We start from the raw sequence: 15,649 nt of genomic DNA, 5'->3' as shown, positions 1-15,649 counted from the left end.
CGAGGGCGCGGCCGGGCTCACACTGCCCAAGTGGAGCCGTGCTCGGGGACGAGCGCCGGGCGGTGCAGCTCCCGCTCGATGCGGCCGCGCAGGGTGTCGGCCGCATCCGCCTCGCCGTGGGTGACGAAGACGCGGCGGGGTTCGCCCGGGATGGCGCGCAACCAGGCCATCAGCCCGTCGGCATCGGCATGGGCCGACGCGGTCTGTAGCAGCGCCACTTCGGCCTGCACGGCCCAGTCCTGACCGTGGATGCGGACCGTCGGGGCGCCGCGCTGCAGCGCATCGCCGCGCGTGCCCGGCGCCTGGTAGCCGGTGAGAATGACCATGTGCCGGTGGTCCCCCAGGTAGAGCTTGAGGTGGTGCAGCACCCGACCGCCCGTGGCCATGCCGCTGCCGGCAAGGATCACCTTGGGGCCGTGGTGGCGCGCGATGGCCTTGGATTCGTCCGGCGTGCGCGCCGCCTGCACCCCGTGGGCCATGTGGTGCACCTGGGCCGCGCTGAGGCGGTGCTCCCCCGGATGGTCGGCGAGCAGTGCCGTCGCCTGCATGGCCATCGGGCTGTCCAGATAGACCGGCAGCGACCGCGGCAGCCGCTGCTGGCGCTTGAGCTGGTCGATCGCATGCATCACCGCCTGCGCCCGCCCCACGGCGAAGACCGGGATGACGGCGGTGCCGCCGCGGGCGGCGACGCGCGCCAGCAGCGGCGCCAGCTCGTCGATCAAATTGCCCGCTGGGTGCAGGCGGTTGCCGTAGGTGGATTCCACCACCACCACGTCGGCCGCCGGCGGGGGATCGGGCGGGAACATCAGCGTGTCGTCCACGCGGCCCAGATCGCCCGAGAACAGCAGGCGCCGCCCGCCGACCGTGATCAGCACCGATGCGGCCCCCAGAATGTGCCCTGCGCCAAAGAACTGCACCCGCCAGCCAGGGATCGGCTCGAACGGCTGGTACAGCGGCTGCGCGCGAAGGTGGCGCAGCGCGCGCATGGCGTCGTCCACCGTGTACAGCGGCAATGCGGGCGAATGGCGGGAGAAGCCGTGCCGGTTGGCAAAGGCGGCGTCCTCCTCCTGCAGGTGGGCGCTGTCGGGCAGCAGAATCTCACACAGATCGCGCGTGCCGGCGGTGCACCAGATCTTGCCGTGGAACCCTTCGCGCACCAGCAGCGGCAGGTGGCCGCTGTGGTCGATGTGGGCGTGGGTCAGCACCACGGCGCGGATCTGCCCCGGCACGATGGGCAGCGGGTTGCGGTTGCGCAGCCGCAGCGCCTTGTAGCCCTGGAACAGGCCGCAATCCACCAGCAGCGCGTCGCCGTTGTGCTGCACCAGATACTTGGAGCCGGTGACGGTGCCCGCGCCACCGAGGAATTGAATGCGCACGTCCATGCGCGCATCGTACCGGACGGCGTGCTGGCCGGGGTGGTTGCCTGTTCAACGGTCCCGGGGGCGACGCAGGCCGCGCAGGGCGGAGGCGGCCTGGGCGCGGGCCGCCCGTCCGGTCACGAGAAAAAATCCCGCGCCTTCTCGAACCAGCCCTTTTCGTTGGGACTGTGTTTGTTGCCGTTCTTTTTGAGCGATTCGTCCAGCTCGCGCAGCAGCCGGCGCTGGTGCTCGGTCAGCTTGACGGGGGTTTCCACCGCGATGTGGGCGTACAAATCCCCGGGGTAGCTGGAGCGCACGCCCTTGATGCCGCGGCCGCGCAGGCGGAAGGTCTTGCCGTGCTGCGTGCCTTCGGGAATGTCGATCGTGGCCTTGCCGTCCAAGGTCGGCACGTCCACCTCGCCGCCCAGCGCCGCGGTCGTGATGCTGATGGGCACCTGCACATGCAGGTCGTCGCCGTCGCGCTCGAACAGGTCGTGCTTGCGGATGCGGATCTCGATGTACAGGTCGCCCGGCGGGCCGCCGTTGCGCCCGGGCTCGCCGTTGCCGCTGGAGCGGATGCGCATGCCGTCGTCGATGCCGGCCGGGATCTTGATCTCCAGCGTCTTGTGGCGCTTGATCTTGCCTTCGCCGCGGCAAGTGGGGCAGGGCTCGGGGATGATCTTGCCGCTGCCATGGCAGTGCGGGCAGGTCTGCTGCACACTGAAGAAGCCTTGGCGCATCTGCACCACGCCATTGCCGTGGCAGGTCGGGCAGGTCTTGGCACTGGTGCCGGGCTTGGCGCCCGTGCCGTGGCAGGTGTCGCAGTCCTCCCAGCTCGGGATGCGGATTTGCGCATCCTTGCCGCGGGCGGCTTCCTCCAGCGTGATTTCCATGGCGTACGACAGGTCGCTGCCACGGTACATCTGCCGGCCGCGACCGCCGCGCGGGGCGCCGAAGATGTCACCGAAGATGTCGCCGAACGCCTCGGAGAAGCCCGCAAAGCCGTCCCCGCCCGCGCCGCCGGCGCGCATGTTGGGGTCCACCCCGGCGTGCCCGTACTGGTCGTACGCGGCGCGCTTCTGGGGGTCGGAGAGCATCTCGTAGGCTTCCTTGACCTCCTTGAACTTCTCCTCCGCCGCCTTGGCCGAATCGCCCTGGTTGCGGTCGGGGTGGTACTTCATGGCCAGCTTGCGGTACGCCTTTTTGATGTCGTCATCGCTGGCGTTGCGGGCCACGCCCAGGATCTCGTAATAGTCACGTTTGGCCATGTCGATCCACGGATGTCATGAGCACGAAAGCCGCGCCGGGAGGAGGCCCGTGCGCGGCGTGGGGTCGTCCAAGCAGCGACGGCGATCAGTCGCGCTTGACCTCCTTGACCTCGGCGTCGACGATGTCGTCCGCGCCGCCCTTGGCACCGCTGCCGCCCGCGCTGCCGGCACCGCCCGCCTGCGCGTCGGCCGTGGCCTGGGCCGCCTGCATGTCGGCGTACATCTTCTCGCCCAGCTTCTGGCTGGCGCTCATCAGGGCCTCGGTCTTGGCTTCGATCGCGGCCTTGTCGTCGCCCTTGACGGCGTCTTCGACCTCCTTGATCGCGGCCTCGATGCGGTCGCGCTCGCCCGCGTCGAGCTTGTCACCGTAGTCCTTCAGGCTCTTGCGCACCGAGCTGACCAGCGCGTCGGCCTGGTTGCGGGCCTGCACCAGCTCGACCTTCTTCTTGTCCTCGGCGGCGTTGAGCTCGGCGTCCTTCACCATGCGCTCGATTTCGTCCTCCGTCAGACCCGAATTGGCCTTGATGGTGATCTTGTTCTCTTTGCCGGTGCCCTTGTCGCGCGCCGACACATGCAGGATGCCGTTGGCGTCGATGTCGAAGGTCACCTCGATCTGCGGGATGCCGCGCGGCGCCGGCGGGATGCCCTCCAGGTTGAACTCGCCCAGCAGCTTGTTGCCCGCGGCCATCTCGCGCTCGCCCTGGTAGACCTTGATGGTCACCGCCGGCTGGTTGTCCTCGGCGGTGGAGAACACCTGGCTGAACTTGGTCGGAATCGTGGTGTTCTTCTTGATCATCTTGGTCATGACGCCACCCATCGTCTCGATACCGAGCGACAGCGGGGTCACGTCCAGCAGCAGCACGTCCTTGCGCTCGCCCGACAGCACCGAGCCCTGGATGGCCGCACCGACCGCCACCGCCTCGTCGGGGTTGACGTCCTTGCGCGGCTCCTTGCCGAAGAACTCCTTGACCTTCTCCTGCACCTTGGGCATGCGCGTCATGCCGCCGACCAGGATCACGTCGTCGATCTCGCTGACCTTGACGCCCGCGTCCTTGATCGCGATGCGGCACGGCTCGATGGTGCGCTCGATCAGGTCCTCAACCAGGGCCTCGAGCTTGGCACGGGTGAGCTTGATGTTCAGGTGCTTGGGCCCCGAGGCATCGGCGGTGATGTAGGGCAGGTTGATCTCGGTCTGCTGGCTGGACGACAGCTCGATCTTGGCCTTCTCGGCGGCTTCTTTCAGGCGCTGCAGGGCGAGCACGTCCTTGGTCAGGTCCACGCCCTGTTCCTTCTTGAACTCGCCGATGATGTAGTCGATGATGCGCTGGTCGAAGTCCTCGCCACCCAGGAAGGTGTCGCCGTTGGTGGACAGCACTTCGAACTGCTTTTCGCCATCGACGTCGGCAATCTCGATGATCGAGATGTCGAACGTGCCACCGCCCAGGTCATAGACGGCGATCTTGCGGTCGCCCTTGCCGGCCTTGTCCAGACCGAAGGCCAGCGCCGCGGCGGTCGGCTCGTTGATGATGCGCTTGACCTCCAGCCCCGCGATGCGCCCGGCGTCCTTGGTGGCCTGGCGCTGCGCGTCGTTGAAGTAGGCCGGCACGGTGATGACGGCTTCGGTCACCGGCTCGCCGAGGTAGTCCTCGGCGGTCTTCTTCATCTTGCGCAGCACCTCGGCGCTGACCTGCGGCGGGGCGAGCTTCTGGCCGCGCACTTCCACCCAGGCGTCGCCGTTGTCGGCCTTGACGATGGAGTAGGGCATCAGGTCGATGTCCTTCTGGACTTCCTTCTCATCGAACTTACGGCCGATCAGGCGCTTGACCGCAAACAGCGTGTTGCGGGGGTTGGTGACGGCCTGGCGCTTGGCCGGCGCGCCGACGAGGATTTCGCCATCCTCCATGTACGCGACGATGGAGGGCGTGGTGCGCGCGCCTTCGGAGTTTTCGATGACTTTGGGGGCGCCGCCTTCCATGATGGCCACGCACGAGTTGGTGGTGCCCAGGTCGATGCCGATGATCTTGCCCATGTTGGTGCTCCTGATCGGTTCTGAATCGAGGGAATGTTGAAACTGTTTCGAATGTGGGGACGCCTGCGCGCCATTCAAGAGCGGTGTCGCGCGGTCACTGGGGCGCCGCGACCGTCACCAGGGCGGGGCGCAGCACCCGCTCGGCCATCAGGTAGCCTTTTTGCAGCGTGCTGACCACGGTGTTGGCGGGCTGATCGGCCGGCACCATGCTGATGGCGTGGTGCTGGTGCGGATCGAAGCGCGCCCCCGCGGCGGGCGCGATGGGCGTGACCTTGTGGCGCGCCAGGGCCGAGAGCAGCTGCTGCAGCGTCGCCTCGGCGCCTTCGCGGATTTGTTGCGGCGTGGCTTCCTGCACGGCAAGCCCGGCCTCCAGGCTGTCCACCACCGGCAGCAGGCTCTCGGCAAACGCCTCGACGGCAAACTTGCGCACCTTGGCGATTTCCTCCTCGGCGCGGCGACGGGTGTTGTCGGCATCGGCCAGCGCGCGCAGCAGCTGGTCGTTGAGCTCGGCATTGCGCTGGCGCAGCGCGTCCAGCTCGGCCTGCAAATCGGCCGCGGCCGTGTCCTGCGCAGCGGACGACGAGGCGGGCGCATCGGCGCCGGGGGTGGGGGTCGGAGAGTTTTCGGGATTCGTCATGGTCGTCGTCATGGTCGTTGTGCGAGAGGCGTTCGACACCAGTTGGGCCAGATGGGGGCGCGCGACGGCGGTTCAAGGGGGGCTGGCGGGGATCGTGTCAGAATCGACGGCGAAGGAGCCACGCAGATGAAACTGTTCCGTCATGGGGCCCCCGGCAACGAGCGCCCGGGTTTGCTGGATGCGCAAGGGGTGCGCCGCGACCTGTCCGGGGTGATCGGCGATCTGGCCCCGCACACGCTGGGGCCCGATGCCCAGGCCCGGCTGGCGCGCCTCGACCCCGCCCGGCTGCCCGAGGTGGACCCGGCCGAGCGGCTGGGGCCCTGCGTCGGGCAGATCGGCAATGTGATCGCCATCGGCCTCAATTATGCCGACCACGCGGCCGAAGCCGGTCTGCCCATCCCGAAGCAGCCCATCGTCTTCAGCAAACACACGGCCGCGGTGAGCGGGCCACACGACGACGTGTGGTTGCCGCCGGGGGCGCACAAGCTGGATTGGGAGGTCGAGCTGGCGGTCGTCATCGGCCAGCCGGCGTGGCATGTGCCGCCCGAAGCGGCGCTGCAACACGTGGCGGGCTACTGTCTGGCCAACGACGTGTCCGAGCGCGCCCATCAGATCGAGATGGAAGGGCAGTGGATCAAGGGCAAGAGCTACCCCACGCATTGTCCCCTGGGGCCCTGGCTGGTGACGGCCGACGAGATCCCCGATCCGCAGGCGGTGGACCTGTGGTTGGACGTCAACGGGGTGGCGCGCCAGCGGGGCAACACCCGCACCATGATCTTTGGCGTGGCGCAGATCGTCAGCTACCTCAGCCGCTTCATGCGGCTGCTGCCGGGCGATGTGATCCTCACCGGCACGCCCCCCGGTGTGGGCATGGGCCAGCGTCCGCCGGTGTACCTGCAGGCGGGTGATGTCGTCACGCTGGGCAGCCCCGTGCTGGGCGAACAGCGACAGCGCATCGTCGCGGCGCCCGTGCCGGCCTGAACGGCCACCCCCGGCCCCCGGCTAGGCGGGGCGTTCAGGCGTCGGGTCCCAGGTAGATTTTGCGCAGCAGCCGGATCAGGGTGGCGCGTTCCCCGGCGTCCAGGTGGGTGACGTCGGAGGTTTCCAGCGCGCCCACCTGCGCCTGCGCCTGCGCCTGCACTTCGGCCCCCTGCGGCGTCACATACAGCCCCTGCGCCCGGCGATCCGTGGGGTGACCGCGTTTTTCCACCCAGCCCCGCCGTTCCAGCGCCCGCACCAGCCCCACCAGATTGGGCGGCAGGATGTCCAGTGCCGCGCAAACCTGCCGCGAGGTGATGCCCGGGTTATGCGCGATGACGGTCAGCACCGAAAAATCCACCACCCGCAAGCCAAACGGGGCCAGCCGCTGCAGCACATGGCCGATGATGGCCAGCGCCGCACGGCGCGCGTTGTAGCCGATCAGCGACTCCAGAAAACGCGTGTCCAGGCGCGGGGCGGGGGCGTCGGCGGCGTCTTCGCCGCAGCGCGGGGAGGGTTGCGGGGTATCCACGGCCGGGATGTTAGCGCGACTGCGCGCGCGGCCCGGACTGGGGTGCCCTCGCCGGGGTGGTCCGCTGCGCGGGGCGGGCAATGGCACCTGCCAACCGCCGGGGGCGGGCCTGTGGCGGCTACCATGCCGGCCACCATGACCGATGCGCTCTCGACCCCTGCCGCCGCCAGCGCGGCCCGCGCCGATGTGCTGGTGCTGCAGCACACGCTGGAAGACCCGCCCGGCTACCTGGCCACGTGGCTGGACGCCGTCGGGGCGCGCTGGGATGTGTTCTGCGCCGAGGCCGGGCAGGTCTACCCGGACTCGGTGGCCGGCTACCGGGCGCTGGCGGTGCTGGGCGGGGAGTGGAGCGCCAACGACGAGCGCGCCAGCCTGCGCCACGCCGAGGCACTGATCCGCGAGGCCGACGCGGCGGGCATCCCGGTGCTGGGGCATTGCCTCGGCGCGCAGCTGATGGCGCGCGCGCTGGGCGGCCGGGTTGAGCGCCTGCCGCGGCCGGAGATCGGCTGGCTGCCGATCCGGCACGACGGCAGCGCCGCGGCGCGCGAATGGCTGGGCGAGGAACCCGCCCCGGTGGTCTACCAGTGGCACTACGACGGCGTGGTGGCGCTGCCGCCGGGGGCGGCCGTGCTCGCGGCCTCGGCCGCCTGCGCGGTGCAGGCGTTCGCGCTCGGGCCCCATCTGGGCATGCAGTTCCACATCGAGATCACGCCGCTGAAGATCGAGAGCTGGCTCGCCAACCCCGGGGAGGTGTACCCGGACGCGGTCGGCGCGCACCCGCAGACGGTGCAGGCGCCGGCGGCGATGCGCGCCGCCACCGCCACCCACCAGGCCGCCAGCTACCGCCTGGCCGACCGCATCTACGGCGCGTGGCGGCGGCGCTGGCGCACGGCTTAGCCGAGCGCGCGCTCGACCATCTCGCAGCGCCAGGCCTGTTCGGGCCAGACCCAGCGGTCGAAGGCCGCGCCGACCTCGCTGTCCCACGCCGCGTCGTGCCGGCCCAGCCGGGCGCGCGCCCAGCCCATCAGCGTCAGCGCCACCGCCCGCAGGAAGTCCCCCGCCACGGGCCACAACGCCAGCCGCTGCGCCTCGTCGGCCGCCGCCAGCCGGGTGAGCAGCGCGTGCAGCCGCTGCGCGCCGGCGTGCCACGCGGCGTCGGCCGGCGCGTCGGCTTGCAGCTCGCGCAGCAGCGCCGCGAGCGCCGCGCCGCCGTCCGGCAGCGTCTTGCGCAGCAGCAGGTCCTGCGCCTGGATCTCGTTGGTGCCCTCGTAGATCATCGTCACGCGCGCGTCGCGCACGATCTGCTCGATGCCCCACTCGCGCACATAGCCGTGGCCGCCGAACACCTGCAGGCAGTCGCTGGCGCCGTGGAAGGCCTGCTCGGTCCACGCGGCCTTCAGCACCGGGGTGATCAGCGCGCACCAGCGCTGCGCGGCTTGGCGGCGCGCGCCGTCCGGGTGGTGGTGGGCGACGTCCAGTGCCAGCGCCGTGCGGTAGGCCAGCAGCCGGCCGGTGTCGATCCAGGCGCGCTGCGTGTCCAGCAGCCGCTGCACCGCCGGGTGGTCGATGATCGGGTCGGCCGCCTGCGCCGGGTCGCGCCGCTGCGGCGCGCGCATCTGGCGCCGCTCGTGCGCGTAGGCGTGCGCCTTCTGCCACGCGGCGTCCAGCAGGCCGATGCCCTGCAGCGCCACGTGCAGCCGCGCGGCGTTCATCATCACGAACATCGCCGCCAGTCCCTGGTGTGGCGCGCCGACCAGCCAGCCCTCGGCGCCGTCGAAGCGCAGCACGCAGGTAGGGCTGGCGTGCAGGCCCATCTTGGCCTCGATGCGTTCGCAGACGATGGCGTTGCGCCGGCCGTCCGGCAGCCACTTCGGGGCGAGCAGCAGGCTCAGGCCCTTCGGGCCGGGCGGGGCGTCCGGCAGCCGCGCCAGCACCAGGTGCACGATGTTGTCGGTCAGGTCGTGCTCGCCGCCGGAGATGAAGATCTTCGTGCCCTCGATCCGGTAGCCGTCGTCGCCCGCCGGCGTGGCGCGCGTGCGCACCAGGCCCAGGTCGCTGCCGGCGTGCGGCTCGGTCAGCGCCATGGTGGCCAGCCACTCGCCGCTGACCAGCTGGGGCAGGTAGCGTGCCTGCAGCGCGGGGCTGGCGTGGTGGCGCAGGCACTCCACCGCGCCGTGCAGCAGGCCGGGCGCCATGGTCCAGCCGTGGTTGGCGGCGCTCAACCACTCGTAGAGCACGAACTCCAGCGCCACCGGCAGGCCCTGGCCGCCCAGCGCCGGCGGGGCCGACAGCGCCGGCCAGCCGGCGCGCCAGAACGCCTGGTAGGCGTCGCGAAAGCCGGGCGGCATCGTCACCGCGCCGTCGTGCCAGCGCGCGCCGGTCTCGTCGCCGACGCGGTTCAGCGGCGCCACCACCTCGTGCACGAAGGTGGCGGCCTCCTCCAGCACCTGGCGGGTGAGGTCGGCGTCGGCGTGCTCGGCCAGCGCCGACAGCTCGCGCCAAGTGGCCGGCGCATCCAGCACGTCCAGCAGCCAGCGCGCGGACAGCGCCGCGTCGGGGCGATAGGGTTGCGTCATTCCTTCAGCCTCCGCACAGGGCGCGGATGTCCGCGGGGATCGGGATGGCTTTGATGCGGCCCGGGTCGTCCGGGTGACGGATGCAAAAGGCGCGCGTTTCGCGCCCTTCGCACAGCAGCTCGTCGCCACGGCGCACCTGATGGTGCTGGATGAAGACCTTGTCGCGCCACTCCTGCACGCGCGTGTGCACGTGCAGCCGCTCGCCGTAGGTGGCGGGGCGGTAAAAGTGCGTATGGATTTCCAACAAGGGCGTGCCGATGATGCCGGTGGTTTTGATGAGTTCGCGCCACGGCGGCACGCCACACTGCACGAAGAAGTGCAGCGAGGCGGCGTCCATCCACTTGCAGAAGTTGGGAAAAAAGACGATACCGGCGGGGTCGCAGTCGCCAAACAGGACGTCGACCTCCCACACGGTGGTTTTGCTGCTCATGCCGGGCTCCAGGGGGTCAACGCGGCGGCAGGCGCAGCGCGCCGTCCAGCCGGATCACCTCGCCATTGAGGTGGCCGTTGGTGACGATGTGGCAGGCCAGATCGGCAAACTCCTGGGGGCGGCCCAGCCGCGACGGGAACGGGATGCTGGCCGCCAGCGACTGCTGCACGGCCTCGGGCAAGGTGCGCATCAGCGGCGTGTCGAACAGCCCGGGCGCGATGGTGCAGACCCGAATGCCATGCTGCGCCAGATCGCGCGCCATGGGCAGCGTCATGCCCACCACGCCGCCCTTGGACGCGCTGTAGGCCTGCTGGCCGACCTGGCCGTCGAAGGCCGCCACGGAGGCGGTGAATACCATCACGCCGCGCTCGCCATCCTCCAGCGGGGGCAGGGCGGCGCAGGCGGCGGCGAACAGGCGCGCGGCGTTGTAGGTGCCGATCAGGTTGACGCGCACGACGCGCTCGAAGTCCTCCAGCGGGGCGGGCTGGCCGTCTTTGCCGACGATGCGCCGCGCGGTGCCGATACCGGCCACGTGCATCAGGATGCGCGCCGGGCCGAGCGCGGCGGCGGCCTGGGCAAAGGCGTCGCGCAGGCCGTCGGCGCTGGCGACATCGGCAGCCAGCGCCAGTGCCGTGCCGGCGCCGTGGGCGGCGTTCAAGTCGGCGGCGACGCGCGCGGCGGCTTCGCCCGACAGGTCGATGACGGCCACGCGTGCGCCACGGGCAGCCAGCTCGCGCGCCGTGGCCTCGCCAAGGCCGGAGCCGGCGCCGGTGACCAGGGCGGTTTGTCCATTCAGTTGCATCGGTGTCTCCTGGGGGCCGCGGGGAGGGCGGCCCAGCGTTGGGGGTGGGTGTTCGATCAGGCGGCGGTCGGGGCGTCGGGGTTTTCCAGCAGCAGCGCGATGCCCTGGCCGCCGCCGATGCAGGCCGAGGCTACGCCGTAGCGCCCGCCGCAGGCGCGCAGCGCGCGCGCGCAGGTCAGCGTCAGCCGCACGCCGGTGGCCGCCAGCGGATGCCCCAGCGCGATGGCGCCGCCGTGCACGTTCAGGTGCGCCTCGTCCAGCCCCAGCTCGCGCGCCACGGCCAGCACCTGCGCGCCCTGCGCCTCGTTGATCTCGAAGCGGTCGATGGCGTCCAGCGTCAGCCCGGCGCGCTGCAGCAGCAGGCGGATTGCGGGTGCCGGGCCGATGCCCATGATCTCCGGCGGCACGCCGACCACCGCGGCGGCCGCCACGCGCGCCAGCGGCGCACGTCCGGTGCGCGTTTGCCAGTCGCGGGTGAACGCGCCACCCGCCACCACGGCGGCCGCCGCCGCATCCACCAGCGCCGAGCTGTTGCCGGCCGTCTGCACCCCGCCCGGGTGCACCGGGCGCAGGCGCGCCAGCGCCTCCAGCGGCGAGGGGCGCGGGTGGGTGTCGGTGTCCACGCGCTCCACTTTCGGCGGCAGGCGCAGCGCCCGCGGCGCGTAGCCCTCGCGCTCGAAGGTGGTGGGGGTGACGGGCTCGATCTCGCCGGCCAAAAAGCCACTTGCCTGCGCCGCCAATGCCCGCTCGAACGAGCGCGCCGCATAGGCGTCCACCTCGGCGCGGGTGATGCCATAGCGGCGCGCCAGGTTCTCGGCCGTGCCGATCATGTCGACGCCGGCGGCCGGGTCCTTCAGCGCCTCCCACATGAAATCCTCGAACTTGACTGGGGCGCCGAGCTTGAAGCCGGTGCGGTGCTCGAAGGCGGCGATGGGGTTGCGCGTCATGCTCTCGGTCCCCGCCAACAGCGCCACGTCGACGCCGTCGCGCAGGTGCAGCCCGGCCTGGCGGAACAGCTCGAAGCCGGTGCCGCAGATGCGCTGTACCATCAGCGCCGGCACGTCGATCGGCACGCCGGCGTACAGGCCGATGTGGCGCGGCAGCATGTACTGAAAGCTATCGCCGGGGGCCATGTTGCCGGCCAGCACGGCGCCGACCGCCTCGGGAGCCACGGCGGCGCGCTGCAGCGCCGCGCGCGCGGCGTGGATGCCCAGGTCGGTGGGCGACAGGCTGCCGAAGGCGCCGCAGTAGTCCACCATCGGCGTGCGCGCGCCGTCCAAAATCCAGCAGTCGTCGAACAGGTTGAACAGGCCGCGCGGCTGGCGCAGGGGGTCGCTCATGGCAAGGTCCTCGTGGAGGGGGTGTCGGTCGGGGGCTAGACGGTGGGCTTGACGATGTGGCGCAGCGCATCGGCGTACAGCTGCTCCACCGTCTCGGCGCGGTGGGTGAGCACCGCCCGTTGGTTGATCGAGCCTTTGTCGGTAATCTCGCCGCGGTCGATGGTGGGCGGATCGGCCAGCAGTACCAGCCGGGCGATGCGGTTGGCGCTGCCGGTGGCCTGCCGCGCCAGCTCGTCGACCACGCGCTGGAAGTGCGCCAGCACCGCCGGGTGTTCAACTACGTCGTGCAGCGAGGCATCGGGCGGCAGCGGGCAGAGCTCGCGCACCCGGGGGGTGGGGAACACCAGCGCGCCCACCTCGTTGCGGTTCAGGCCCGTGATCACCCCGTCCTGCACGTAGGGGGCGCCCGCTGCGATCAGGCGTGCGCGCAGCGGGCCGACGCTGACGAAGGTGCCGGTGGCGAGCTTGAAGTCCTCCGCGATGCGGCCGTCGAAGCGCAGCCCGCGGTGCACGTCGGTTTCGTCGATCCAGCGCACCGCGTCGCCGGAGCGGAAGAACCCTTCCTCGTCGAAGGCGGCCGCGGTCTCGTCGGGGTTGCGCCAGTAGCCGGGCGTGACGTTGGGGCCGCGGTAGCGCACCTCGGTCTTGCCCTCGATGTCCACCAGCTTCACTTCCAGGCCCGGGGTGGGGATGCCCAGGTCGCCCGCGCGCACATCCGGGCTGGTGACGAAGAGCGCAAACGGCCCCGACTCCGTCATGCCCAGGCCGGAGGTCATGACGATGCGCTCGCCGGTCTCGCGCACCTCGCTCTCGTACAGGCTGTCCCAGATGGGTTGGGCCAGCGCCGCGCCGGCATAGAAGAACATGCGCACGCGCGACAGCAGGGTGCGGCGCAAGGCGTCGTCGGTCTTCATCGCGTGGGCGATCGCCTCGAACCCGGTCGGCACGTTGAAATACACGGTCGGTGCGATCTCGCGCAGGTTGCGCAGCGTCTCGCCGATCAGCGCCGGGGTGGGTTTGCCGTCGTCGATGTAGAGCGTGCCGCCGTGGTAGAGCACCATGCCGAAGTTGTGGTTGCCGCCAAACGTGTGGTTCCACGGCAGCCAGTCCACCAGCACCAGGTCGCCTTCGGCCAGTACCGGCATGGACTGCGTCATTTGCTGCTGGTTGGCGCACCACATGCGCTGGGTGTTGATGACGGCCTTGGGCGCTTTGGTCGAGCCGCTGGTGAACAAAAACTTGACGATGGTGTCCGGCCCCGTGGCGGCCATGGCGGCGTCCACGGCGTCGGTCGCAGGGGTGGACGCCAGCGCCGAGAACGCCGTGGCGGGCCGATCGGGCAGCGCGCCTTCGGCCAGCACCGTCTCCACCTCGGTGGGCACCACGGCCTGGATGGCGCGGGCGTAGCGGGCATCTTGGGCGAACACCAGGCCCGGGGTGACCGTGCGCCAGACGTGGCGCAGCTTGTCGAAGTCGCTGCTGAGCAGCGCATAGGCCGGGGACGCCGGCACCCAGGGCACGCCCGCCACCAGACAGCCCAGCGCCAGCAGCGCGTGCTCCAGGCTGTTTTCGCTCAGAATCAGCACCGGCCGCTCGGCGGACAGTCCCCGCGACAGCAGGCCCTGGGCAATCGCGCGCGCGGTCTGCCAGGCCTCGGCAAACGTGACGTGCTGCCAGTCGCCCAGCCCCGTCGTGCCGTCGGCGCGCACCTCGCGCCGGCGGCGGGCGAACAGCGTGCGCTGCGGCCGGGTGTGCGCCCAGTGCCGCAGGCGATCCGTCAAGCGGTCGGGGTAGGGGTGCAGCGCCTGCTCGGCACGCAGGTAATGGGTGCCGCGCTCGCCGTCGCGCACCTGCACGCGCGTCACGCCAAAGCGCAGCGGGCGAAACGGCGCCTGTGCGGCATCGGGCGGCCCCGGTGGAATGTCCATCGCGTTCATGTCTCCTCGTCCTCTCTGGTCGTGCGTGTCGTGGGCGGCCGGCTCAGGCGTCTTTGCGCACTTTGGCGGCCTTGCCTTCCAGGAAGGCGCGCAGCCGGGCCTTGGCCTCCGGTGCCGCCTGGGCAATGGCGGAGATCAGCGCCTCGGTGAACAGGCCGTGGTCGCTGGCCTGCTCGGCAATGCGGGGCAGGGCGTGCATCAGCGCAAAGTTGGTCAGCGGGGCGTTCTCGGCGATGCGGCGGGCCAGCTCCAGCGCCTTGGGCAGCGCCTGGCCGGCCGGCACGCGGTACTGCGCCAGCCCGATGCGCTCGCCGGCCTCGGCGTCGTAGACCCGGCCGGTCAGCATCATGTCCATCATGCGCGGCACGCCGATCAGCTTGGGGATGCGCACCGAACCGCTGCCGCCCACGAAGATGCCGCGAGAGCCTTCGGGCAGGGCAAAGTACGCGCTGTCGTCCGCCACGCGTACATGGCAGGCGCTGGCCAGCTCCAGCCCGCCCCCGACCACGGCGCCATGCAGGGCCGCCACCACGGGCACGCGGCCCTTCTCGATGGCTTCCAGCGCCGTGTGCCACAGGCGGGAGTGCATCACGCCTTCCCCAGCATCGCGCTCGCGCAGTTCCGACAGATCCAGCCCGGCGCAGAAGTGCTCGCCCTCGCCGCAGATGACTGCGGCGCGCGCGGCCTCCGGCAGGGTTTCGAAGGTTTGGCGCAGCGCCAGGATCAGCCCATCCGACAGGGCATTGCGCTTGGCCGGGCGCCGCAACCGAACGATGGCGACGGCGCCGTCCAGGGTAACGTCGACGGCTTGGAGATCGGGGGTGGCATTCATGAATACAGTTACAAAAAATAACGATATGGCGAATGTAGCGGTTTCACGCCCCGTTTCGGATCCAGGAAAACCCGCAGACGCCATCTCCCCGATCCCAGGGCCACCCGAAGAGCCCGAGCGGGAGCGGCATACTCCCGTGCCATGCACGACGACACTTCCAGCCCCTTCTATGCGGTCCATGACGGTGTGGCCACGATCACCCTCAACCGTCCGCGCCACCGCAATCGCCTGCACGACGAAGACTTGCGCGCGCTGGTGCGCCATGTCGAGTCGGCCAACCGCGACGCCTCGGTGCGGGTGCTCGTGCTCGGTGCGCGTGTGCTGCCGGATGCGCCGGTGTTCAGTGCCGGTTTCCACCTGGGCGGATTCGGGGCGGATGCCGGGGCGGCCGTCGATGCCTTTGCCCATGCAGCCGACGCGCTGGCCCGGGCGCGCCCGGTCACGGTCGCGGCCTTGGCCGGCAGTGTCTATGGCGGGGCCACCGACCTGGCCTTGGCGTGCGACTTTCGCATCGGTGTCCAGGGGATGGAGCTGCGCATGCCCACAGCCGCGCTGGGCCTGCACTACTACCCCAGCGGCATGCGCCGCTGCGTGGCCACGCTGGGGTTGTCGGCGGCGCGCCGGCTGTTCCTGTTCGCGGAACCGCTGGGCGCGGCCGAACTGCTGGCGCTGGGCTATCTGGATGAGTTGGTCGAGCCCGCCGACTTGGACGCCGCCGTGCGCCGCCGGTGCGCGCAGGTGCTGGCCCTGGCACCGCTGGCCGTCCAGGGCATGAAACAGACACTGCACGACATCGCCCTGGGGGAGCGCCGCCCGGACGATTGGCGCGCGCGCGAGGTGGCGACCCACGCCAGCCGCGACTTCGCCGAAGGCCGAGCGGCGTTTGCCGAGCGCCGCCCCGCCCGCTTCGAGGGCCGTTGATCCCGCGCG

The 15,649-nt window shown here is 70.9% G+C and carries 14 protein-coding genes; 3 read left to right on the top strand and 11 right to left on the bottom strand.

Going from position 1 to position 15,649, the window contains the following annotated elements:
- Positions 1-17: 17 nt before the first annotated feature.
- From A9O67_RS03970 to grpE, 4 genes are all read right to left on the bottom strand, one after another.
- Positions 18-1,382, bottom strand: coding sequence for an MBL fold metallo-hydrolase (locus A9O67_RS03970; RefSeq protein WP_068607550.1), 1,365 nt, complete (start codon positions 1,380-1,382; stop codon positions 18-20).
- 113 nt (positions 1,383-1,495) lie between these two features.
- Positions 1,496-2,626 carry a molecular chaperone DnaJ gene (dnaJ, locus tag A9O67_RS03965; protein ID WP_068607548.1) on the bottom strand — a complete coding sequence of 377 codons (1,131 nt, stop codon included), beginning with the start codon at positions 2,624-2,626 and terminating at the stop codon, positions 1,496-1,498.
- Positions 2,627-2,711: 85 nt separating this feature from the next.
- Positions 2,712-4,655: a molecular chaperone DnaK gene (gene dnaK, locus A9O67_RS03960; protein ID WP_068607546.1), complete on the bottom strand. Its 1,944-nt coding sequence runs from the start codon at positions 4,653-4,655 to the stop codon at positions 2,712-2,714.
- Between the two features lie 94 nt (positions 4,656-4,749).
- Positions 4,750-5,292, bottom strand: coding sequence for a nucleotide exchange factor GrpE (gene grpE / locus A9O67_RS03955; RefSeq protein ID WP_068607649.1), 543 nt, complete (start codon positions 5,290-5,292; stop codon positions 4,750-4,752).
- Positions 5,293-5,418: 126 nt separating this feature from the next.
- On the opposite strand from grpE, the gene A9O67_RS03950 reads away from it, so the two are divergent.
- Positions 5,419-6,273, top strand: a complete 855-nt coding sequence (locus A9O67_RS03950; protein WP_068607544.1) for a fumarylacetoacetate hydrolase family protein — start codon at positions 5,419-5,421, stop codon at positions 6,271-6,273.
- A 34-nt stretch (positions 6,274-6,307) separates the two neighbouring features.
- Here the strand turns inward: A9O67_RS03950 and A9O67_RS03945 are convergent, their stop codons facing one another.
- The gene (locus tag A9O67_RS03945) at positions 6,308-6,811 is read right to left on the bottom strand and encodes a MarR family winged helix-turn-helix transcriptional regulator (protein WP_068607647.1); all 504 of its coding nucleotides are present in this window, start codon (positions 6,809-6,811) and stop codon (positions 6,308-6,310) included.
- A 126-nt stretch (positions 6,812-6,937) separates the two neighbouring features.
- Here A9O67_RS03945 and A9O67_RS03940 point away from each other — a divergent pair, with 126 nt between their 5' ends.
- Positions 6,938-7,699, top strand: a complete 762-nt coding sequence (locus A9O67_RS03940) for a type 1 glutamine amidotransferase (RefSeq protein ID WP_068607645.1) — start codon at positions 6,938-6,940, stop codon at positions 7,697-7,699.
- On the opposite strand, the gene A9O67_RS03935 is transcribed toward A9O67_RS03940, so the two are convergent.
- Genes A9O67_RS03935 through A9O67_RS03910 form a run of 6 tightly spaced genes read right to left on the bottom strand, consistent with a single transcriptional unit; the run spans position 7,696 to position 14,719 of the window.
- Positions 7,696-9,378 (bottom strand): acyl-CoA dehydrogenase family protein, encoded by a 1,683-nt coding sequence (locus A9O67_RS03935; protein WP_068607542.1) that lies wholly within the window; start codon positions 9,376-9,378, stop codon positions 7,696-7,698. The genes A9O67_RS03940 and A9O67_RS03935 overlap by 4 nt on opposite strands.
- A gap of 4 nt (positions 9,379-9,382) precedes the next feature.
- Positions 9,383-9,808, bottom strand: a complete 426-nt coding sequence (locus tag A9O67_RS03930; protein WP_068607540.1) for an acyl-CoA thioesterase — start codon at positions 9,806-9,808, stop codon at positions 9,383-9,385.
- Positions 9,809-9,824: 16 nt separating this feature from the next.
- Complete coding sequence (locus A9O67_RS03925; RefSeq protein WP_068607538.1) at positions 9,825-10,610, bottom strand: SDR family NAD(P)-dependent oxidoreductase; 786 nt, start codon at positions 10,608-10,610, stop codon at positions 9,825-9,827.
- A gap of 56 nt (positions 10,611-10,666) precedes the next feature.
- Complete coding sequence (locus tag A9O67_RS03920) at positions 10,667-11,950, bottom strand: thiolase family protein (protein WP_068607536.1); 1,284 nt, start codon at positions 11,948-11,950, stop codon at positions 10,667-10,669.
- A 35-nt stretch (positions 11,951-11,985) separates the two neighbouring features.
- Positions 11,986-13,887, bottom strand: a complete 1,902-nt coding sequence (locus tag A9O67_RS03915; protein ID WP_082955344.1) for a feruloyl-CoA synthase — start codon at positions 13,885-13,887, stop codon at positions 11,986-11,988.
- A gap of 43 nt (positions 13,888-13,930) precedes the next feature.
- Positions 13,931-14,719, bottom strand: coding sequence for a crotonase/enoyl-CoA hydratase family protein (locus tag A9O67_RS03910; RefSeq protein ID WP_068607534.1), 789 nt, complete (start codon positions 14,717-14,719; stop codon positions 13,931-13,933).
- 141 nt (positions 14,720-14,860) lie between these two features.
- On the opposite strand from A9O67_RS03910, the gene A9O67_RS03905 reads away from it, so the two are divergent.
- Positions 14,861-15,640, top strand: coding sequence for an enoyl-CoA hydratase/isomerase family protein (locus tag A9O67_RS03905; protein ID WP_068607531.1), 780 nt, complete (start codon positions 14,861-14,863; stop codon positions 15,638-15,640).
- The last annotated feature ends 9 nt before the right edge of the window (positions 15,641-15,649 follow it).

It is taken from the genome of Tepidimonas fonticaldi (genome assembly GCF_001675355.1).
Classification (GTDB): Bacteria; Pseudomonadota; Gammaproteobacteria; order Burkholderiales; family Burkholderiaceae_C; genus Tepidimonas; species Tepidimonas fonticaldi.
This window is presented reverse-complemented; position numbering and strand designations above follow the sequence as displayed.